Raw genomic sequence first — 18,814 nt, 5'->3', positions numbered from 1 at the left:
CTAGACTACGCGCCCCTGTGCCGGGCGCGTCGTCGCGCTGTGGCCGCATCACCGCTTAGATCCGCCGATGTCCCAAGCTCCTGCCCAACGCCCAGCCTTCTCCCGCCGCTTCAGCGTGGCGCCGATGATGGACTGGACCGACCGCCACTGCCGCTTCTTCCTGCGCCTCTTGTCCAGGGAGGCACTGCTCTATACCGAGATGGTCACCACTGGCGCCATCCTGCACGGCGACGCGGCGCGCTTCCTGCGTTACGACGCCGCCGAGCACCCGCTGGCCCTGCAGCTTGGCGGCAGCAACCCACAGGAGCTGGCGGCCTGCGCGCGGCTGGCGGAGCAGGCCGGCTACGACGAGGTGAACCTCAACGTCGGCTGCCCCAGCGACCGGGTGCAGAACAACATGATCGGCGCCTGCCTGATGGGCCATCCGGCGCTGGTGGCCGAATGCGTGAAGGCCATGCAGGACGCGGTGAGCATTCCGGTGACCGTCAAACACCGCATCGGTATCAATGGCCGCGACAGCTACGCCGAGCTCTGCGATTTCGTCGGCCAGGTGTGCGAGGCCGGCTGCCGGAGCTTCACCGTGCATGCGCGGATCGCCATCCTCGAAGGGCTGTCGCCCAAGGAGAACCGCGAGATCCCGCCGCTGCGCTACGACGTGGCGGCGCAGCTGAAGCGTGACTTCTCGGACCTGGAGATCATCTTGAACGGCGGCATCAAGACCCTCGACGAATGCCGCGAGCACCTGCGCACCTTCGACGGCGTGATGCTCGGCCGCGAGGCCTACCACAACCCCTACCTGCTGGCCGCGGTGGACCGCGAGCTGTTCGGCCGTGACACCCCGCAGGTCAGCCGCAGCGAGGCGCTGCAGGGGCTGCGTCCCTACATCGAGCGGCACTTGGCCGAGGGCGGTGCCATGCACCACGTGACCCGCCACGTGCTCGGCCTGGCCCAGGGCTTCCCCGGCGCGCGGTGCTTCCGTCAGCTGCTTTCGGTGGACGTGCACAAGACGACGGACCCGTTGGGTCTGCTGGACCAGGCCATCGAGTTGCTGCAGGGCCGCTGAGACAGCTCCATGAGGCAGGAAGCCCGCGCCAAGGCGCGGGCTTTTGCGTTTTCAGAGCGGGTAGTTGGCCAGCTCGCGGGCGATCAGCATGCGCTGGATCTCGCTGGAGCCCTCGTAGATCTGGGTGATGCGCGCGTCGCGGTAGTAGCGCTCCACCGGAAAGTCCTCCAGATAGCCGTAGCCGCCGTGGATCTGGATGGCCTTGGAGCACACCCACTCGGCGGCCTCGGAGGCGAACAGCTTGGCCTGGGAGGCCTCCGACAGGCAGGGCTGCCCGGCGCTCTTCAGGTGGGCGGCATGCAGGATCAGCAGGCGCGCGGCATTCAGCCGGGTATGCATGTCGGCCAGCAGATTGCCGATGCTCTGGTGCTCGGCGATGGGCTTGCCGAACTGGATGCGCTCCCGCGAGTAACCCAGGGCCGCCTCGAAGGCCGCGCGGGCGATGCCCAGGGCCTGGGCGGCAATGCCGATGCGCCCGCCCTCCAGGTTGGAGAGGGCGATGGCCAGGCCGCGGCCGCGCTCGCCGAGCAGGTTGGCGGCGGGGATGCGGCAGTCGCTGAGAGAGATGGCGCAGGTGTCCGAGCCACGGATGCCCAGCTTGTGCTCCATGCGCTCCACCTTGAAGCCGGGGGTGTCGGTGGGCACCAGGAAGGCCGACAGGCCCTTCTTGCCCAGTTCCGGGTCGGTGACCGCGAAGACCACGGCCAGCCCGGCGCGTTTGCCGTTGGTGACGAACTGCTTGGCGCCGTTGAGCACCCAGTGGTCGCCGTCCAGCACTGCGCGGGTGCGCAGGTTGTGGGCCTCGGAGCCGGCCTGGGGTTCGGTCAGGCAGAAGCAGCCGATCATCCGGCCGCCGGCCAGGTCGGCCAGCCAGGCCCGTTTCTGCGCTTCGCTGCCGTAGTTGAGCAGGGGACCGCAGCCCACCGAGTTGTGCACGCTCATCAGCGCGCCCAGGGCGCCGTCGGCGGCGGCGATTTCCTCCACGGCCAGGGCGTAGGCCACGTAGTCGGTGTAGCTGCCGCCCCATTCCTCCGGCACCACCATGCCGAGCAGCCCCAGTTCGCCCATCTGGGCGACCACGGCCTCGTCGATCCAGCCGGCCTTGTCCCATTCGGCGGAACGCGGCGCGACTTCGCTGCGGGCGAAGTCGCGGGCCATGTCGCGGATCATGCGCTGTTCTTCGGTCAGTTCGATGTCTTGCATGTCTCTCTCCTGGGCCGGGTCAGGCCCGGCTGGCCTGGAATCCGGCGAAGAAGGCCTGCACCCGCTGCGGGGCCAGCTCTTCCAGGTTGGGGGGATTCCAGCGCGGGCGCTTGTCCTTGTCCACGATAAGGGCGCGCACGCCTTCGATAAAGTCGCCGCGCTCGAACCATTGCAGATCCAGGTGCAGTTCCAGGGCGAAGCAGTCTTCCAAAGACAGCCCGCGGCCGCGGCGCAGCAGTTCCAGGGTCACGGCCATGGCCAGGGGCGAGCGGGTGTCCAGCAGAGCGGCGGTCTCCGTGGCCCAGGCCTGCCATTGCGGGCGGCTTTCCCCGCGCAGGGCGGCGCGGATGGCCGGAACATCGGGCAGCGCGAAGTGTTCGTCGATCAGCGGGCGCAGGGTGGCCAACTCGGCTTCCGGCAGTTCGGCCTGGCCCAGGCTGGCGAGCAGGCGCTGCAGGTCGTCGAGGGGCGCGGTGCTCCAGCTGATACGGTCGAGCCCGGCATCCAGGTCGACGAGGCGTTCGCGGGGCAGGCAGTGGTCGGCCAGCCCGCAGTAGAGAGCGTCGGCAGCGCCGATGTGGCGGCCGCTGACGCCCAGGTAGGTGCCCAGCTCGCCGGGCAGGCGCGGCAGGAAATAGCTGCCGCCCACGTCCGGGAAGTAGCCGATGCCCACCTCCGGCATGCCCAGCCGGGCCCGTTCGGTGATCACTCGCAGGGCCGCGCCCTGGACCAGGCCCATGCCACCGCCGAGGACGAAGCCGTCCATCAGCGCCAGTAGTGGCTTGGGATAGCGATGGATGTAGAGGTCGAGGGCGTATTCCTCCTCGAAGAAGTAGCGCTGTAGCTCGCCGCCGCTCAGGTGGCTGTCGTACAGGGCGCGGATGTCGCCGCCGGCGCAGAAAGCCTTGTCGCCGGCGGCGCGCAGCACTACGACGCGGATCGCCGGATCCGCCGCCCAGGCGTGCAGCTGGTCAGCAAGCAGGCGGACCATCTCCAGGGTCAGGGCGTTGAGCCCGGCCGGACGGTTGAGGATCAGGTGCCCGACGCCGTTGCGGACTTCGGCGAGGACCGGCAGTTCGGAACCACTCATGCGCAGTCTTCCTTGCGGTACAGCTTGATGATCGCCGAGAAGTCCAGCTGGCCGTTGCCCTGCAGGCTGAAGGCCTGATAGAGCTGCTGGGCGAGGGCGCCGAGGAGCAGCGGTTGGCGCACCTGGCGGGCGGCTTCGCTGGCCAGGCCCAGGTCCTTGAGCATCAGGTCGCTGCCGAAACCGCCGCTGTAGCCGCGCGCCGCCGGCACGTTGTCCATCACCCCGGGGAAGGGGTTGTAGGTGTCCGAGCTCCAGCAGCGGCCGCTGGAGGTGTTGATGATTCCGGCCAGCACCTTGGGATCGACGCCCAGGGCCACGCCCAGGCTCATGGCTTCGGCGGTGCCGATCATGGAGATGCCGAGCAGCAGGTTGTTGGCCACCTTGGCGGCCTGGCCGGTGCCGGCGGCGCCGCAGTGCACGATGTTCCTGCCCATGGCGGCGAGGATCGGTCGGGCCCGTTCGAAGGCTGTGGCGCTGCCGCCGACCATGAAGGTCAGGGTGCCGGCGGCGGCGCCACCAGTACCGCCGGAGACCGGGGCATCCAGCATGGGGTTGCCCTGGGCTTCGGCCTTGGCCGCCACTTCGCGGGCGCTGATGGGGTCGATGGTGGAGCTGTCCACCAGCAGCACGCCGGGGCGGACGTGGGCGAGCAGCCCCTCTTTGCCGAGATAAACCTGCTTCACGTGAGGCGCAGCGGGCAGCATGGTGATGATCAGTTCGACCTCACCGGCGGCCAGCTCGGCGGGGGAGGCGGCGGCGCGGGCGCCGGCATCCACCAGGCGTTCGACGGCGGCGGGGACCAGGTCGAAGACGGTCAGTTGGTGGCCTGCCTTGAGCAGGTTGAGGGCCATGGGCGCGCCCATGTTGCCGAGGCCGAGAAATCCGATCTGCATGGGGTGTTCCCTCCGTATGGACAAGGGGCGCTGCCGTCCGCAGGGGAGGCAGCGGCCTGGGTCAGCGGTGCTGGAAGAGCGGCGGGCGCTTCTCGACGAAGGCCTGCATGCCTTCCTTCTGGTCGGCGCTGGCGAACAGCGAGTGGAAGACCCGGCGTTCGAAGCGCACCCCTTCGGCCAGGCTAACTTCGAAGGCGCGGTTGACGCATTCCTTGATCATCAGGGTGGCCGGCAGCGAGCGTGAGGCGATGGTCTGGGCGGCGGCGAGGCTTTCCTCCAGCAGGCGGTCGAGGGGGAATACGCGGGCCACCAGGCCGGCGCGCTCGGCCTCCTCGGCGCTCAGCTGGCGGCCGGTCAGGCACAGCTCCATGGTCTTGGCCTTGCCCAGGGCGCGGGCCATGCGCTGGGTGCCGCCGATTCCGGGAATCACCCCAAGGCTCAGCTCCGGCAGGCCGAAGCGGGCGTTGTCGGCGGCGTAGATGAAGTCACACATCAGGGCCAGCTCGCAGCCGCCGCCCAGGGCGTAGCCGGCCACCGCGGCGATGATCGGCTTGCGGCGGTTGGCGATGCGATCGGCGCTGGCGAAGAAGTCCTCCAGGTAGATCTGCGGATACTGCTTGTCGGCCATCTCCTTGATGTCCGCGCCGGCGGCGAAGGCCTTGGCGGATCCGGTGATGACCAGGCAGCCGATGCCGGGGTCGGCATCCAACTGGGCGAGGGCCTGGTTGAGCTCGGCGATCAGCTGGCTGTTCAGCGCGTTGAGCGCCTTGGGACGGTTCAGGGTGATCAGGCCGACGCGCTCGCGCACCTCGACCAGCAGGGTTTCATAGCTCATCTGCATACTTCCTGGGCCGGGCCGACGACATGGACGCCGGCCCGGCGATGGGTCACTTCAGGGAAATGGTGGTGTTCACGGTGCCAACCTCGGCCTCGTCGAACCAGCGTTCGGTAACGGTCTTGGTCTGGGTGTAGAACTGGATGACCTGCTTGCCGTAGGGGCCGAGGTCGCCCAGCTTGGAGCCGCGGGAGCCGGTGAAGGAGAACAGCGGCACCGGTACCGGGATGGGCACGTTGATGCCCACCTGGCCGACGTCGATCTCCTCCTGGAAGTGCCGTGCGGCGGCGCCGGAGCGGGTGAAGATGGCGGTGCCGTTGCCGTTGGGGTTGGCGTTGATGATCTGGATGGCCTCGTCCATGGTGGCCGCCTGCATCACGCAGAGCACCGGGCCGAAGATCTCTTCCTTGTAGATAGTCATCTCGGGAGTGACCCCGGCGAAGATGGTCGGGGCGACGAAGTTGCCATCGGCGTAGCCCGGCACCTGCGGGTTGCGGCCGTCCAGCAGCAGTTGGGCGCCTTCCTCCACGCCACGGGCGATCAGGCCGTTGACCCGCTCCAGGGCGGCGCGGGAGATCAGCGGGCCGACATCGGTGCCCGGCTCGACACCGGCGCCGACCTTCAGGGCCCTGGCCTTTTCCACCAGCTCAGGCAGCCACTCATTGGCCTCGCCGACCAGCACGGCGACCGAGACCGCCATGCAGCGCTGGCCGGCGGCACCGAAGGCCGCGCCCACCAGGTTGTTGAGGGTCTGCTGCTTGTGGGCGTCGGGCATGACCACGGCATGGTTCTTGGCGCCCATCATGCACTGCACGCGCTTGCCGGCCAGGGAGGCGCGCTGGTAGACGTGCGTGCCCACCCCGGTGGAGCCGACGAAGGAGATGGCCTTGATGTCCGGGTGGTCGCAGAGCAGGTTGACCGCGTCTGCGCCGCCGTGGATCACATTCAGCACCCCGGCGGGGATGCCGGCCTCGAGGGCCAGTTCGGCGAGGCGCATGGTGACCATCGGGTCCTGCTCGGAGGGCTTGAGGACGAAGGTGTTGCCGCAGGCGATGGCCATGGGGAACATCCACAGCGGAATCATCGCCGGGAAGTTGAAGGGGGTGATGCCGGCGCAGACGCCCAGAGGCTGGTTGAGGGTGAAGGTATCCACCCCGCTGGCCACGTTGTTGGCCAGCTCGCCCATCTGCAGGGTGCCGATGCCGGCGGCGTGCTCGACCACTTCCAGGCCGCGGAAGATGTCACCCTCGGCGTCGGGCAGGGTTTTGCCCTGTTCGGCGGTGAGGATCGCGGCCAGTTCCTGCATGTGTTCGCGGATCAGTTGCTGGTAGCGGAGGAAGATCCGCGCGCGGGCGCCGATGGGGGTCTTGCGCCAGGTCTTGAAGGCTTCCTTGGCGGCGGCCACGGCGGCGTTCATTTCCTCCTGGGTGGCGAAGGGTACGCGGGCCAGCACTTCCTGGGTGGCCGGGTTGACGATGTCGCGCCACTGGCTGGTGGCCGACTCGACGAATTCGCCGTTGATCAGCAGTTTGACGGTGGGAATCGGCTTGCTCATGTTCGGTTCTGCCTGTGCTGGGTAAGTGGGCCTTCAGCCCTTGAGGTGGGGGAAGTCGTCTTCGAAGAACTCCAGCTCGCCACGCTCCTCGGCCTGGCGGCGACGGTTCTCCAGCTGGCGCAGTTCCACGCGGCGGATCTTCCCGGAGATGGTCTTGGGCAGCTCGCCGACGAACTCCAGGCGGCGTACCCGCTTGTAGGGGGCGAGCTGGCAGCGGATGAAGGCGAACAGCTCGGCGGCCAATTCACGACTCGGCTGCTGTTCGGCGGCGAGGATCACGTAGGCCTTGGGCACCGCCAGGCGCACCGGATCGGGGCTGGGCACCACGGCCACCTCCATGACCGCCGGGTGTTCGATCAGAGTGCTTTCCAGCTCGAAGGGGCTGATCCGGTAATCGGAGGCCTTGAACACGTCGTCGGCGCGGCCGATGAAGGTGATGTAGCCGTCCTCGTCCATGCTGGCGGTGTCCCCGGTGCGGTAGTAGCCGTCGCGCATGGCTTCGGCGGTCTTCTCCGGGCTGTCCTCGTAGCCGCGCATCAGACCCAGCGGGCGCGGCTCCAGGGGTAGGGCGACCTCGCCGTCGCGGGCCGGCTGGCCGTCCGGGTCCAGCAGGGTGACTCGGTAGCCGGGTAGCGGGCGGCCCATGGAGCCGGGCTTGAGCGGCTGGCCGGGGCTGTTGCCGACCAGCGCGGTGGTTTCCGTCTGGCCGAAGCCGTCGCGCAGGGTCAGGCCCCAGGCTTCCTGGACCTGTTCGATGATTTCCGGGTTGAGCGGCTCGCCGGCGCCCACCAGCTCACGCAGGGCCAGGCGGCCGCGGTAGGCGGCGAGGTCTTCCTGGATCAGCATGCGCCATACGGTGGGCGGCGCGCACAGGGTGGTCACCCGGTACTTCTCCAGCACGCCGAGCAGAGCCGCGGCGCTGAAGCGCGCGACATTGTGGATGAACACGCAGGCGCCGGCGTTCCAGGGGGCGAACAGGCAGCTCCAGGCGTGCTTGGCCCAGCCCGGCGAGGAGATGTTGAGATGGATGTCCCCCGGCTGCAGGCCGATCCAGTACATGGTGGACAGGTGCCCCACCGGATAGCTCTGGTGGGTGTGCAGCACCATCTTCGGCTTGGAGGTGGTGCCGGAAGTGAAGTAGAGCAGCAACGGGTCGTCGGCACGGGTCGCACCGTCCGGCTCGAAGCGCTCCGGATGATCGGCCGCCGCCTCATGGCTGATCCAGCCGTCCACCGGCGCGCCGACGCAGATCCGCGTGCAGCCTTCGGCGAGACCTGCGAACTTGTCGGTGTGGGCGCTGCCCACCACCAGGTGACGGACTTGGCCGCGCTCGATGCGATCGCGCAGGTCCTCGCTGGTCAGTAGGGCGGTGGCGGGGATCACCACGGCGCCGAGCTTGAAGGCAGCCAGCATGGTTTCCCAGAGAGCGATGTGGTTGCCGAGCATCAGCAGGATGCGTTCGCCACGCCGCACGCCCAGGGCGCGCAGATGGTTGGCGACCTGGTTGGATCGCGTGGACAGCTCGGCGAAGCTGTAGCGGCGGTCGCTGCCATCTTCTTCGACGATCCACAGTGCCGGGGTCTGGTTGTCGCGGGCCATGGGGTCGAAGTAATCCAGCGCCCAGTTGAACTGCTCGAGTTGGGGCCAACGGAAATCCCGGGCGGCGGTGAGGTAGTCGGTGCGATGGGCCAGCAGGAAATCGCGGGCGGCCAGGAAGGGGCGGCTGTTCTCGTTCATGCGGCGCCTCCTGGAAGGTCTGAGGAGACGCGGACTGCGCACAGTCCGTCCTGGGAAAATGCCTTCATCTGTCTAAGTCCCTGATTGTTTTTGTTGGACTTGTGCCGATCGGACACTGCACTTGCCGAAGCATCAGGGCCGTTTGGTCAACGGCGCCTAGAGTTCAGTATAGGTAGGCGTAAATTCACCAAGAAGGCGCATAAATTCCGATGGCTTGTGCAAAAAAATCATATGATGGACCGATCTGCCTACCGGAACCGCTTGCCATGCATCAGACTGCTCTCGAACGCCTGAACTGGGATGACCTGCGCTTCTTCCTCGAGGTGGCGCGCAGCGGCACCGCCAGTGGCGCCGCCCGCCGCCTGGGGGTGGACTACACCACGGTGTCGCGACGCATCCGCGCCCTGGAGCAGGCGCTAGGGGCGCTGCTGTTCGAGAAGTCGCGCAGCGCCGGCTTCGTGCTCACCGTCGAGGGCCAGCACCTGCTGGGCCATGCGGAAACCCTGGAAAGTACCCTGCAGGCGGCCTGCGAACAGGTTTCCGGCACCCGCCTGGGGCTCTCCGGGCATTTGCGCATCGCTTGCACCGAGGCCTTCGGTTCCTGCTTCATCACCCCGCAGCTGAGTCGCTTCCTGGAGCGCTACCCGCACATCTCCATGGACGTCCTGCCGGTGCCGCACTTCGTCAGCCTGTCGCGCCGCGAAGCGGACCTGGCGATCACCCTGGAGCGCCCCGAGCGAGGCCCCTATGTGTGCTCCAAGCTGTGCGACTATCGCCTGCGACTGTACGCCACGCCGGCCTATCTGGAAGCCAATGGGCCGATCCGCAGCCGCGACGACCTGGCCCGGCACAGCTTCGTCAGCTATGTGGACGACCTGGCCTTCAGCTCCAAGCTGCTCTACCTGCAGGACCTACTACCGGGCGCGCACAGCCGGCTGCGCAGCACCAGCGTGATCGCCCAGTACCAGGCGGCGCTGCAGGGCAGGGCGCTGGCCATACTGCCGTGCTTCCTCGCCGGGCCCGATCCGCGCCTGTGCGAGGTGCTGGAGGGGGAGGTGGAGGTGATCCGCCAGTTCTGGATCTACTACAGCGAGGACCTGCGCAAGCTCAAGCGCGTCACCCTGCTGGCCGACTACCTGCGTGCCTGCGCCGAGCTCAACAGGCCGCTGCTGATGGGTGAATCCAACGAGATGGCTTACCTGCCGGCTGACTGACGAAAGCCGCGGATTGCCGGGAGTTGACGGTTTTTGATCGTGAATGACGGCGCCGCGGCTTGCCGGGCGTCTGCCCTTCGGGCATAAGGGGCGGCCGAATCCGCCACCGAGACCGATCTGCCCATGCGAGAACACAGCCGCATCGTTTTTCGTTCGATCTTCCGCATCAAAGTGAACGATCGTCGCAACGACCGGCTGATCGGTTACGTGGGCGACATCTCCGAGCACGGCCTGAAGCTACTCGGCGATGCCCCGGTGGAGGTCGGCAGCGAATTGCAGCTGCGCCTGCGCATGCGGAACCACGACGGACAGATGCGTTATGCGGAAGTTGACGTCGTCTGCCTGTGGTCTCGCGAGAATCCGCAGACCGGGTATTTCGAGGCGGGCCTGAAGCTGCAGTGCCCGTCGGTGCCGTTCAGCGAACTGGTCCGCGAGCTGCGCGAGCGGCGCGCCGCCCGAGCGAACCTTCCTTCCTAGGAATGCGAGCGACATGAAGGCTTCGGGATGGAGACGTGCCCCGTGGCTCCCCCCACTTTCTTTTGACTTCGGTTTTCGTGACGGCTGCCGATACGGTAGGTCTGCGTTACGACTGGTTTCAACAAGAACAAGCCCCAGCGTGCCGACAAGAAACCGAATAACGACACAATGCTGGAGAAATTTATGACGGAGTGGTTTGGCAACCTGAAAATGTCGAGCAAGCTGGGCCTCGGGTTCGGCGCGATCCTGCTGATGACCTGCCTGCTGGCAGTGCTCAGCTGGACCACCATCGGCCACCTGGTGCAGCGCGGCGACCTGATGAACAGCATCGCCCAGCTCAACGAGGGGCTGTCCAAGCTGCGCATCACCCGCATGCAGTACATGCTCTCCCAGGGCGATGAACAGGCCGGCGCCAATGCCCAGGAGGCCCTGGATGTCTACCGCAAGCTGCACGACGACATCATCGCCACCTACCAGCAGCGCATCGACGTGCAACTGCTGGACAGACAGGGCGAACTGCTCGCCCAGTATCAGGATGCTCTGAATACCATGCGCGCCAGCTATCGCTCCGCCCAGGAGGCGAAGGAGAAGCTGCGTGCCGAAGGGGAGAAGGCCTCGAAGATCTTCCGCGATCTGGCCGACTCGGTGGCCGGCATGCCCGGCGAGGGCAACCGCGACATGGAGCAGTACCAGGCGCTGGTCAAGGCCATGGAAGGATTCCGGGAAACCCGTTTCGCCCTTCAGGCCTACATGGCCATCAACGTCACCGATGGCAGCGGCCCTGAAGCGGCCAAGCCGGCTCTGGAGCGGCTGGCCATTACCGCCCTCGAGGTTCGCGAGTTGGCCGGTCGTCTTCCCCGCTACTACCAGGACAGCATCGCCAGCCTGAACGATACCCTGGCCGACTATCAGGCTGCCTTCGTGGAGCGCCGCAAGCACGACGACATCATCGCCAAATGCCGTAAGGAAACCATGGTACTGAGCCAGCAGATTGCCGATGTCAGCGACGAGCTCTATGCCCTGCAACTTCAGCAGCGCGACGTCGAGAGCGCCCGCGCCAAGCGGCTGCAGTTGGGCGGCACCCTGCTGGCGCTGTTGCTCGGCTTCATGGCCGCCTGGGCGATCACCCGGCAGATTACCCGGCCGCTGCAGGAAACCCTGGCGGTCCTTGAGCGGGTGGCGTCCGGCGACCTGACCAAGAGCGTGGTGGTGCACCGTCGCGACGAGATCGGCGCCCTGCAGCGCGGCGTCCAGCGCATGGTCGCTACCCTGCGGGAGCTGATTGGCGGCATCCACGACAGCGCCACCCAGATCGCCAGCGCCGCCGAGCAGCTCTCCGCGGTCACCGAGCAGACCAGTGCCGGGGTCAACAGCCAGAAGGTGGAGACCGACCAGGTGGCCACCGCCATGCACGAGATGGCCGCCACCGTCCACGAGGTGGCCCGCAACGCCGAGGAGGCCGCCCAGGCCGCCCTGCGCGCGGACGAGGAAGCCTCCCAGGGCGACCGGGTAGTGGGCGAGGCCATCTCCCACATCGAACACGTGGCCAGGGAGGTGCAGCGTTCGGCCGAGGCCATGTCGCAGCTGCAGCAGGAGAGTGTGAAGATCGGCAGCGTCATGGACGTGATCAAGTCGGTGGCCGATCAGACCAACCTGCTGGCCCTGAACGCGGCCATTGAGGCGGCCCGCGCCGGCGAGGCCGGTCGCGGCTTCGCGGTGGTGGCCGACGAGGTGCGCAGCCTGGCGCAGCGCACCCAGCAGTCCACCGAGGAGATCGAGGCGCTGATCGTGGGGATCCAGCAGGGCACCCAGCAGGTGGCCGAGATCATGGAGAACAGCCGCAGCCTGACCGAGAGCAGCGTGACCCTGAGCCGTCGCGCCGGTGAGGCGCTGGGCAACATCACCCAGACGGTGGCGGGCATCCAGTCGATGAACCAGCAGATCGCCGCCGCGGCCGAGCAGCAGAGTTCGGTGGCCGAGGAGATCAGCCGCAGCGTGCAGAGCGTCCGCGACGTGGCCGAGCAGACCGCCACCTCCAGCGAGGAGACCGCGGCCTCCAGCGTCGAGCTGGCGCGCCTCGGACAGCATCTGCAGACCCTGGTCGGCAGGTTCCGGGTCTGACCCTCTTCACCCGGCCTCTCTCCCACAGACACCCTCTCCCACAGACAGGAGAGGGGCAAGGAGAGGGGCGGGATCAGCCCAGGGTGCCGAGGATGTTCACGCCGACCCGTTCGGGAATCTCGTTCTGCGAGAGCACGTGCAGTCCGGGGCTGAACACCCGGGCGTAGCGGGCCAGCAGCGGGCGCAACTGGGGCATCACGGTGAGGATCGGCGGATGGCCTTCCTTGCGCAGCTTCTCCTTGACCACCGGCATGGCGGTCTGCAGCTGATTGAGCAGGTTCGGCTCCACCGGGAAGTTGTCGAGGCTCACCGGGCCGGCCTGCTGGGCGATGGCCAGGGCGCTGAGGAGGGTGTTCTCCAAGGAGTTCTCGAGGACGAACACCGCCAGTTCGCTGCGGTCCCCGGCGATGCCGGCGACGATGGTGCGGCGCAGGGCGTAGCGCACGTCGGAGGCGAGCAGCACCGGATCCTTGGTGGTTTCGCTGGCTTCTAGCAGGGTGCTGGCGATGGTCACGATGTCCTTGAGCGGCACCTGCTCGGTGAGCAGCTGGCGGTACACGCGGTGCTGCTGGCTGTAGCTGAGCTGGGCCTTGAGGTGCTCGGCCAGCTTCGGTGCCTGCACGGCCAGGCGCTGCATCAGGTGCTCCACGTCATCGTGCTTGAAGATGTCCGGCAGGTGTTCGCGGACCACCTTGTGCAGGTGGGTGGCGATCACGCTGGCGCAGTCGATCACCTGGTAGCCGAGGTTGAGGGCACGCGCCTTGTCCTCCGGGAGGATCCACACCACCTGCATGCGGTAGGCAGGATCGACACCGAGGATGCCGTCGATCTCGCCGTAGAGCTCCGGCGAGGGGATGGCCATCAGACGGTCGGCGTGGATCTCGGCGCCGTCGATCTTCTCGCCGTTGATGTGGATGGCGTACTGCGAGGCCTTCAGGCGCAGGCTGTCGCGGATCTGGATCTCCGGCAGCAGGAAGCCGAGGCTCTCCGAGAGGGTCTGGCGCACCCCGCGCACGCGCTGCACCAGCGGCGCGCCGGAGGACTCGTTGACCAGCCCGACCAGCTTGTAGCCGAGGGAGATGGACAGCCGCTCCACCAGCGGGATGTCCTCCCAGGCCAGTTGCTGGACGCGCTCCTGGTCCATGGCCCTGGCCAGCGACTCGGTCTTCTCCAAGCTGGCACCCTCCTCGGGCAGCTGGCTCTTCGATACCCGCCAGGCGACGAAGGCGATCAGCGCGGCGAAGGAGATGAATGCCAGGTGTGGCATGCCCGGCACCAGGGCGAGAACGAAGAGGATGCCGGCCACGGTGTAGAGCACGGGGGGCGAGGCGAGCATCTGCCGGCGCACCAGGGAGGTGATCTCCGCCGACTCGTTGACCCGGGTGATGATGATCGCCGCCGCGGTGGACAGCAGCAGGGCCGGGATCTGCGCCACCAGGCCGTCGCCGATGGACAGCAGGGCGTACTGCTCGAAGGCCTGGCCGCCGGCCAGACCGTGGACGAACACGCCGATGGCCACGCCGCCGATCAGGTTGATCAGCAGGATCAGGATGCCGGCGATGGCGTCGCCGCGGACGAACTTCGAGGCACCGTCCATGGCTCCGTAGAAGTCGGCCTCCTTGGCCACCTCGGCACGCCGGCGCTTGGCCTCGGCCTGGTCGATCAGGCCGGCGTTGAGGTCGGCGTCGATGGCCATCTGCTTGCCGGGGAGGGCGTCCAGGGTGAAGCGCGCGGTCACCTCGGAGATGCGCTCGCCACCCTTGGTGATCACCATGAAGTTGACGATGGTGAGGATCACGAAAACGATCAGGCCGACGATGAAGCTGCCGCCGATCACCACGTGGCCGAACGCCTCGATCACCTTGCCCGCGGCGGCCGTGCCGGTGTGGCCGTCGAGCAGTACCACGCGGGTGGAGGCCACGTTCAGCGACAGGCGCAGCAGGGTGGTGACCAGGATCACCGTCGGCAGCAGCGAGAAGTCCAGCGGGCTGCGCGAGGACACGCTAACTATCAGCACCAGCAGGGCGATGCCGATGTTGAAGGTGAACAGGATGTCGAGCACCAGCGGCGGCAACGGCAGGATGATCATCGCCAGGATCGACAGGATGATCACCGGGATGCCGATGCGCCCGCTGTGCAAGGTAGGCAGGAGTTGCTGGAGGAAGTTCATGTCAGGCCCCTGTTCGCGAGACTCTCTGGGATGGGTAAGTGCCTGCTCAGTACGGGCTTGCCGCGCCGTCCCTGGCGCCAGGCCCGCAGTTGCAGGACGTAGGTGAGAACGTGAGCCACGGCGGTGTAGAGCGCCGTGGGGATCTGCTGGTTGACCTGGGTGGTGAAGTAGATGGCGCGCGCCAGCGGCGGCAGTTCGAGGACTTCGCGGTCATGGGCCTGGGCCATCTTGCGGATGTACAGGGCCATCTCGTCGATGCCACGAGCGATCACGTAGGGCGCCTGGGCCTTCTTCGGGTCGTAGCGCAGGGCCACCGCGTAGTGCTGCGGGTTGACGATTACCACGTCGGCGTCCTTGATCACCTTGTTGATCTGCCGCTGCATCAGCTGGCGCTGCATCTGGCGGATGCGCGCCTTCACCTCCGGGCGGCCCTCCTGGGTCTTGTGCTCTTCCTTCTTTTCCTGCTTGGTCATGCGCATCTTCTTGAGGAAGAAGAAGCGCTGCAGGGGGATGTCAATCAGCGAGAAGGCCACGAACACCAGCAGCAGGCTGAGGGTGGTATCGAAGGTCAGGCCCAGGGCGCCGCTGATGGCGTTGCGGGTATCGGTGCGCTGCAGGGCGATCAACTGGGGCAGGGCGTCGCGGATCAGGTACCAGCCGATGCCGAGCAGGACCAGCACCTTGAGCACCGACTTGAGCAGCTCGCTCCAGTTCTGCAGGGAGAAGATCCGTCCCAGGCCGCTGAGCGGGTTGAGCTTGCCGAGCTTGAAGGCGAAGTTCTGCGAGGCGAAGGTCCAGCCGCCGGGGACCAGCCCGAACAGCACCACCAGCAGCGGGGTGATCAGCAGCGGGCTGAGGATCAGCATGAAGATTCCCAGGTTGTGGCCGAGGATCAGGTCGATGTCGTCCAGGCCGATCTCGCTGCTGGCGAAGTTCAGGTAGCTGATCCGGAAGCTGTCGCGCAGCCCTTCGAGGAACCAGCCGGCGCTGAACTTCAGGGTCAGCAGGGTGGCGAGCAGCGAGATGGTGGTCGCCAGGTCACGGGAGCGGGCGACCTGGCCCTGCTCGCGGCTCTTCTTGAGCTTGTGCTGGCTGGCCTCTTCGGTCTTTTCCTGGGCGCTGTTCTGCTCAGCCATTGGCGCCGCTCCGCATCAGGGTGCCCAGGTTGTCGAGAACCTCGCGGGTCAGCCGCAGGTAGTTGGCCGGCAGGTCCGGCAGGGTCAGGTGGACGCACAGCAGGCCGGTGAGGATGGCCATGGGGAAGCCCAGGGAAAACAGGTTCATGGCCGGCGAGATGCGGTTGAGCAGGCCGAAGCAGAACTGCACCAGGGTCATGCAGAACACCACCGGCAGGGTAATCAGCACCGCGGCGGCGAACACCCAGCCCATGGCATAGGCCAGGGTGGTGAAGCCCAGGTACTGCAGGCCGCTGCCCACCGGCCAGTGCACGAAGCTCTGGTAGAGCACGCTGACGGTCAGGAGGTGGCCGTCGATGGCCAGGAACAGCAGGATCAGCAGCAGGAAGTAGAGCAGCGAGAGGATCGACGAGGAGGACACGCCGTTCACCGGGTCGTTGAAGCGCGCCATGCTCATGCCCATCTGCGTGGAGATCACCTCGCCGACCAGGCTGAACACCACGAACACCAGCTGCAGCGCGAGGCCCAGCAACAGGCCGATGGCGATCTGCTCCAGAGTGGTCAGCACGGTGGCCGCCGAGAGTCCGTCGATGTGCGGCATCGCCGGCAGGGCGCGGCCGAGTACCAGGGTCAGGGCTAGGCCGAGCAGCAGGCGCACGCGCACCGACAGGCCGCGGTGGCTGAACAGCGGCGCCAGGCCGAACAGCGCCATGATCCGGCAGAACGGCCACCAGTAGGCCTGCAGACCGTGCAGGTACTGGACGGCGTTCAGCAGCGGTTCGTTCCCCGGCATGCCCGTCAGCCCACCAGATGGCCGGCCTGCCTGAAGGTTTCGATGAACAGGTCGCTGAGGGTGCGCAGGATCCAGTGCCCAGCGAAGATCAGCATGCCAAGGGTGATCAGCAGGCGCGGCAGGAAGCTCAGCATTTGTTCATTGATCTGGGTGGCGGCCTGGAAGATGCTCACCAGCAGGCCGCCGATCAGGCTCGGGACGATCAGCACGCAGACCACCAGCGCGGTGATGTGCACGGCGTTGGCGATGATTTCCACGGCGGTATCTGGGGTCAGCATGGGGGGTTACCTCGTCGGGCCGGCGTCAGGGGCCGGGCGCCGGTTCGTCAGAACGGCTGGATGCTCGTGGTGAAGGTGCCCATCAGCAGTGTCCAGCCGTCCACCAGCACGAACACCATCAGCTTGAAGGGCAGCGAGATCATCATCGGCGAGAGCATCATCATGCCCATCGCCATCAGCACGCTGGCCACTACCAGGTCGATGACCAGGAAGGGCACGAAGATCATGAAGCCGAGCTGGAAGGCGGTCTTCAGCTCGCTGAGCACGAACGCTGGCAGGAGCAGGGAGAAGTCCAGCTCGGCCAGGTCATGGGGCATTTCTTCGCCAGCCAGGGAGACCATGGTTTCCAGCGAGTTCTTGTTGGTCTGCGCCAGCATGAAGCGGCTCACCGTGGCCTTGGCCCTGCCGAGGCCTTCCTCGAGGCTGATGGCGTCGGCTTCGAAGGGCTGGTAGGCCTCGGTGTAGATCTCGTTCCACACCGGGCGCATCACCAGCAGGGTCATGCACAGGGCGATGCCCACCAGCACGTTGTTCGGCGGGCTCTGTTGCAGGCCCAGGGCCTGGCGGAGGATGGCCAGGACGATGATGAAGCGGGTGAAGCAGGTCATCATCAGCAGCATCGCCGGCAGGAAGCCGAGCAGGGTCATGACCAGCAGGATCTGCAGCTTGACGCTCAGTTCCTGGCCGTTGCCCGTGTCGTTCAGGCTGAACAGGCTGATCTCGCCGCCCGCGGCCATGGCCTGCGGCGCCAGCAGGGCGGCACCGACCAGCAGGCAGAACGGGATCAGGCGTGCCAGGCGGATCATGCGGTGAGGTCGTCCAGACCGTTGCTGCACAGCTCGACGATGCGCAGCCCGTAGTTGCCGTTCATCACCACCACCTCGGCCTTGGCGAACAGCGCGCCGTTGACCTTCACGTCCAGCGGCTCGCCGGCCAGCTTGTCGAGGACGATCACGCTGCTGGTGTCGATCTCCATCAGCTCCTTGAGCGGTACCTCGGTGGAGGCCACTTCCAGGGTGACGTGCACCGGGATCTTGCCGAAGAAGCTCAGGTCCTTGTGGGGCGCCAGCGTCGCGCTTTCCGCATCGAGGGTGCCGTCCAGCGGCTCGGCCAGGTCCAGTCCCCCGTCGTTGATCAGGGAGTCCAGGTCGGTATCGGTCAGTTGGCTGCTCATGGGCTTTTCACGCTCTCGAGAGAGGTCAGAAAGAGGGCGCCGTCTTCCTCGAAGATGGTGCCGCGAAAGAGTTTCTGCTGGTTCACGCGTACCTCGCAGCGCTCCAGCAGGCGCACCGACACCACGTCGCCCGGGCGCAGCCGGAGCACCTGGGAGAGCGGCAGCTGCAGGGCGGCGATCACGCAGTCGAGACGTACCGGTAGGTGCTTGATGTAGTGCGCCGGGTTGCCGTTCAGGCGCGCCGGTTGCGGGCTGGCCAGGCGGCTGGTCAGCTCGTCGACCAACTGGTGGTCCAGGTAGATGTAGATCGACGACTGGATGCCGGTGATGTGGCTGGTGTAGTGGAACTCCGCCACGTACTCCCACTGGACGATCTCATAGTCGTTGTCGTGGGGGGTCAGCTCGCCGAAGGTCCCTCCGGAGAGCAGCGAACGGGCGAAGATCTGGGCGATGTCCACGCCCAGGCGGTTGCGCATGCGCTGCTCGGAGGTGCTGATCGGCGGGGTGTCCAGGCTGGGCAGGCAGGTGCCACCGTAGTAGCACTCCAGGGCCTCGGCCAGCAGGGCCCGGTCGATGGCGAAACCGACCTTGCCGTAGGCACAGCGATATATGCAGTCGGCTTCCTGTTCACGCTGTTCGTGAACGTCCAGTTTGATCAGTTCCAGATTGATCCGGTAATTGCGCAGGAAATAGTCGCTGATCAGTCGCGGATGCTTGTGGGCGATCTCCCGGATGAACTGGGGAATCTTGTGGTAGTGCCTGCCCAACTTTTGCGGCTTGAGCCTGGTGAGATGTTCGGCGGGCACGCCATGGTGGACTTTTGAATGACCCGTCATTTGTTGAGCTGTATTCCGGAAGTTTTACCGCAGGATTTCAGGCGGTCGGTCTGGTTCCAGACAGGAGACCGACTCCGCAAACGCCATGATCGCCCAGGCATTAAGCCGCGATGACGAGGCACGCCCATGTCGGCGCTCGCAGGAGGCCGGTTCGGGCGAAGGCGGAGTCTAGGGAGGAGGGGGCGCCGGATTAAATCAATAGAAATCAAATGACGTCTTTGATCGTCAGCGGAGACATT

The 18,814-nt window shown here is 66.6% G+C and carries 17 protein-coding genes; 4 read left to right on the top strand and 13 right to left on the bottom strand.

Going from position 1 to position 18,814, the window contains the following annotated elements; translation table 11 throughout:
• Nucleotides 1-67: 67 nt before the first annotated feature.
• Nucleotides 68-1,063 carry a tRNA dihydrouridine(20/20a) synthase DusA gene (gene dusA, locus H165_RS0107360; protein ID WP_017938277.1) on the top strand — a complete coding sequence of 332 codons (996 nt, stop codon included), beginning with the start codon at nt 68-70 and terminating at the stop codon, nt 1,061-1,063.
• A 51-nt stretch (nt 1,064-1,114) separates the two neighbouring features.
• Here dusA and H165_RS0107355 read toward each other — a convergent pair whose 3' ends face one another.
• From H165_RS0107355 to H165_RS0107330, 6 genes are all read right to left on the bottom strand, one after another.
• Nucleotides 1,115-2,266: an acyl-CoA dehydrogenase family protein gene (locus H165_RS0107355; protein ID WP_017938276.1), complete on the bottom strand. Its 1,152-nt coding sequence runs from the start codon at nt 2,264-2,266 to the stop codon at nt 1,115-1,117.
• A 19-nt stretch (nt 2,267-2,285) separates the two neighbouring features.
• Entirely contained in the window at nt 2,286-3,356 is a 1,071-nt protein-coding gene (locus H165_RS0107350; protein ID WP_017938275.1) for an enoyl-CoA hydratase/isomerase family protein, read from the bottom strand.
• Complete coding sequence (gene mmsB / locus H165_RS0107345) at nt 3,353-4,249, bottom strand: 3-hydroxyisobutyrate dehydrogenase (protein WP_017938274.1); 897 nt, start codon at nt 4,247-4,249, stop codon at nt 3,353-3,355. Before mmsB ends, H165_RS0107350 begins: the two co-directional genes overlap by 4 nt.
• 61 nt (nt 4,250-4,310) lie before the next feature.
• Nucleotides 4,311-5,084, bottom strand: coding sequence for an enoyl-CoA hydratase (locus H165_RS0107340; protein WP_017938273.1), 774 nt, complete (start codon nt 5,082-5,084; stop codon nt 4,311-4,313).
• A 52-nt stretch (nt 5,085-5,136) separates the two neighbouring features.
• Nucleotides 5,137-6,639 (bottom strand): CoA-acylating methylmalonate-semialdehyde dehydrogenase, encoded by a 1,503-nt coding sequence (locus H165_RS0107335; protein ID WP_017938272.1) that lies wholly within the window; start codon nt 6,637-6,639, stop codon nt 5,137-5,139.
• A gap of 33 nt (nt 6,640-6,672) precedes the next feature.
• Nucleotides 6,673-8,376: an AMP-binding protein gene (locus H165_RS0107330; protein WP_017938271.1), complete on the bottom strand. Its 1,704-nt coding sequence runs from the start codon at nt 8,374-8,376 to the stop codon at nt 6,673-6,675.
• Between the two features lie 266 nt (nt 8,377-8,642).
• On the opposite strand from H165_RS0107330, the gene H165_RS0107325 reads away from it, so the two are divergent.
• The 3 genes from H165_RS0107325 to H165_RS0107315 all read left to right on the top strand — a co-directional run bounded on the left by H165_RS0107325 (nt 8,643) and on the right by H165_RS0107315 (nt 12,188).
• Complete coding sequence (locus tag H165_RS0107325) at nt 8,643-9,590, top strand: LysR family transcriptional regulator (RefSeq protein ID WP_017938270.1); 948 nt, start codon at nt 8,643-8,645, stop codon at nt 9,588-9,590.
• Between the two features lie 123 nt (nt 9,591-9,713).
• Nucleotides 9,714-10,067, top strand: coding sequence for a PilZ domain-containing protein (locus H165_RS0107320; RefSeq protein ID WP_017938269.1), 354 nt, complete (start codon nt 9,714-9,716; stop codon nt 10,065-10,067).
• 183 nt (nt 10,068-10,250) lie between these two features.
• The gene (locus H165_RS0107315) at nt 10,251-12,188 is read left to right on the top strand and encodes a HAMP domain-containing methyl-accepting chemotaxis protein (RefSeq protein ID WP_017938268.1); all 1,938 of its coding nucleotides are present in this window, start codon (nt 10,251-10,253) and stop codon (nt 12,186-12,188) included.
• Nucleotides 12,189-12,261: 73 nt separating this feature from the next.
• On the opposite strand, the gene H165_RS0107310 is transcribed toward H165_RS0107315, so the two are convergent.
• The 7 genes from H165_RS0107310 to H165_RS0107280 are packed head-to-tail and all read right to left on the bottom strand — an operon-like array spanning nt 12,262 to nt 18,575.
• A complete protein-coding gene (locus tag H165_RS0107310; RefSeq protein WP_017938267.1) occupies nt 12,262-14,358 on the bottom strand; it encodes a flagellar biosynthesis protein FlhA in 2,097 nt (698 codons plus the stop codon).
• Nucleotides 14,355-15,494: a flagellar type III secretion system protein FlhB gene (gene flhB, locus H165_RS0107305; protein WP_017938266.1), complete on the bottom strand. Its 1,140-nt coding sequence runs from the start codon at nt 15,492-15,494 to the stop codon at nt 14,355-14,357. Before flhB ends, H165_RS0107310 begins: the two co-directional genes overlap by 4 nt.
• Entirely contained in the window at nt 15,487-16,287 is an 801-nt protein-coding gene (fliR, locus tag H165_RS0107300; protein WP_017938265.1) for a flagellar biosynthetic protein FliR, read from the bottom strand. The genes flhB and fliR overlap by 8 nt, the downstream gene beginning before the upstream one ends.
• Before the next feature lie 5 nt (nt 16,288-16,292).
• The gene (locus H165_RS0107295; protein WP_017938264.1) at nt 16,293-16,565 is read right to left on the bottom strand and encodes a flagellar biosynthetic protein FliQ; all 273 of its coding nucleotides are present in this window, start codon (nt 16,563-16,565) and stop codon (nt 16,293-16,295) included.
• Between the two features lie 47 nt (nt 16,566-16,612).
• The gene (gene fliP / locus H165_RS0107290) at nt 16,613-17,371 is read right to left on the bottom strand and encodes a flagellar type III secretion system pore protein FliP (RefSeq protein WP_017938263.1); all 759 of its coding nucleotides are present in this window, start codon (nt 17,369-17,371) and stop codon (nt 16,613-16,615) included.
• Nucleotides 17,368-17,739 carry a flagellar motor switch protein FliN gene (gene fliN, locus H165_RS0107285; protein WP_017938262.1) on the bottom strand — a complete coding sequence of 124 codons (372 nt, stop codon included), beginning with the start codon at nt 17,737-17,739 and terminating at the stop codon, nt 17,368-17,370. The genes fliP and fliN overlap by 4 nt, the downstream gene beginning before the upstream one ends.
• A complete protein-coding gene (locus H165_RS0107280) occupies nt 17,736-18,575 on the bottom strand; it encodes a flagellar motor switch protein FliM (protein ID WP_026146438.1) in 840 nt (279 codons plus the stop codon). The genes fliN and H165_RS0107280 overlap by 4 nt, the downstream gene beginning before the upstream one ends.
• Nucleotides 18,576-18,814 lie beyond the last annotated feature (239 nt).

Origin of the sequence: Pseudomonas thermotolerans DSM 14292, assembly GCF_000364625.1 — a bacterium.
In the GTDB taxonomy this organism is placed as follows: Bacteria; Pseudomonadota; Gammaproteobacteria; order Pseudomonadales; family Pseudomonadaceae; genus Aquipseudomonas; species Aquipseudomonas thermotolerans.
Note: the sequence above shows the minus strand (reverse complement) of the source record. Positions and strands in the feature narration are given on the sequence as shown.

Excerpts from the sequence above, each read along its gene's own strand:
- dusA (WP_017938277.1), top strand. The coding sequence starts at position 68 with ATGTCCCAAGCTCCTGCCCAACGCCCAGCCTTCTCCCGCCGCTTCAGC.
- H165_RS0107355 (WP_017938276.1), bottom strand. The coding sequence starts at position 2,266 with ATGCAAGACATCGAACTGACCGAAGAACAGCGCATGATCCGCGACATG.
- H165_RS0107350 (WP_017938275.1), bottom strand. The coding sequence starts at position 3,356 with ATGAGTGGTTCCGAACTGCCGGTCCTCGCCGAAGTCCGCAACGGCGTC.
- mmsB (WP_017938274.1), bottom strand. The coding sequence starts at position 4,249 with ATGCAGATCGGATTTCTCGGCCTCGGCAACATGGGCGCGCCCATGGCC.
- H165_RS0107340 (WP_017938273.1), bottom strand. The coding sequence starts at position 5,084 with ATGAGCTATGAAACCCTGCTGGTCGAGGTGCGCGAGCGCGTCGGCCTG.
- H165_RS0107335 (WP_017938272.1), bottom strand. The coding sequence starts at position 6,639 with ATGAGCAAGCCGATTCCCACCGTCAAACTGCTGATCAACGGCGAATTC.
- H165_RS0107330 (WP_017938271.1), bottom strand. The coding sequence starts at position 8,376 with ATGAACGAGAACAGCCGCCCCTTCCTGGCCGCCCGCGATTTCCTGCTG.
- H165_RS0107325 (WP_017938270.1), top strand. The coding sequence starts at position 8,643 with ATGCATCAGACTGCTCTCGAACGCCTGAACTGGGATGACCTGCGCTTC.
- H165_RS0107320 (WP_017938269.1), top strand. The coding sequence starts at position 9,714 with ATGCGAGAACACAGCCGCATCGTTTTTCGTTCGATCTTCCGCATCAAA.
- H165_RS0107315 (WP_017938268.1), top strand. The coding sequence starts at position 10,251 with ATGACGGAGTGGTTTGGCAACCTGAAAATGTCGAGCAAGCTGGGCCTC.
- H165_RS0107310 (WP_017938267.1), bottom strand. The coding sequence starts at position 14,358 with ATGAACTTCCTCCAGCAACTCCTGCCTACCTTGCACAGCGGGCGCATC.
- flhB (WP_017938266.1), bottom strand. The coding sequence starts at position 15,494 with ATGGCTGAGCAGAACAGCGCCCAGGAAAAGACCGAAGAGGCCAGCCAG.
- fliR (WP_017938265.1), bottom strand. The coding sequence starts at position 16,287 with ATGCCGGGGAACGAACCGCTGCTGAACGCCGTCCAGTACCTGCACGGT.
- H165_RS0107295 (WP_017938264.1), bottom strand. The coding sequence starts at position 16,565 with ATGCTGACCCCAGATACCGCCGTGGAAATCATCGCCAACGCCGTGCAC.
- fliP (WP_017938263.1), bottom strand. The coding sequence starts at position 17,371 with ATGATCCGCCTGGCACGCCTGATCCCGTTCTGCCTGCTGGTCGGTGCC.
- fliN (WP_017938262.1), bottom strand. The coding sequence starts at position 17,739 with ATGAGCAGCCAACTGACCGATACCGACCTGGACTCCCTGATCAACGAC.
- H165_RS0107280 (WP_026146438.1), bottom strand. The coding sequence starts at position 18,575 with ATGACGGGTCATTCAAAAGTCCACCATGGCGTGCCCGCCGAACATCTC.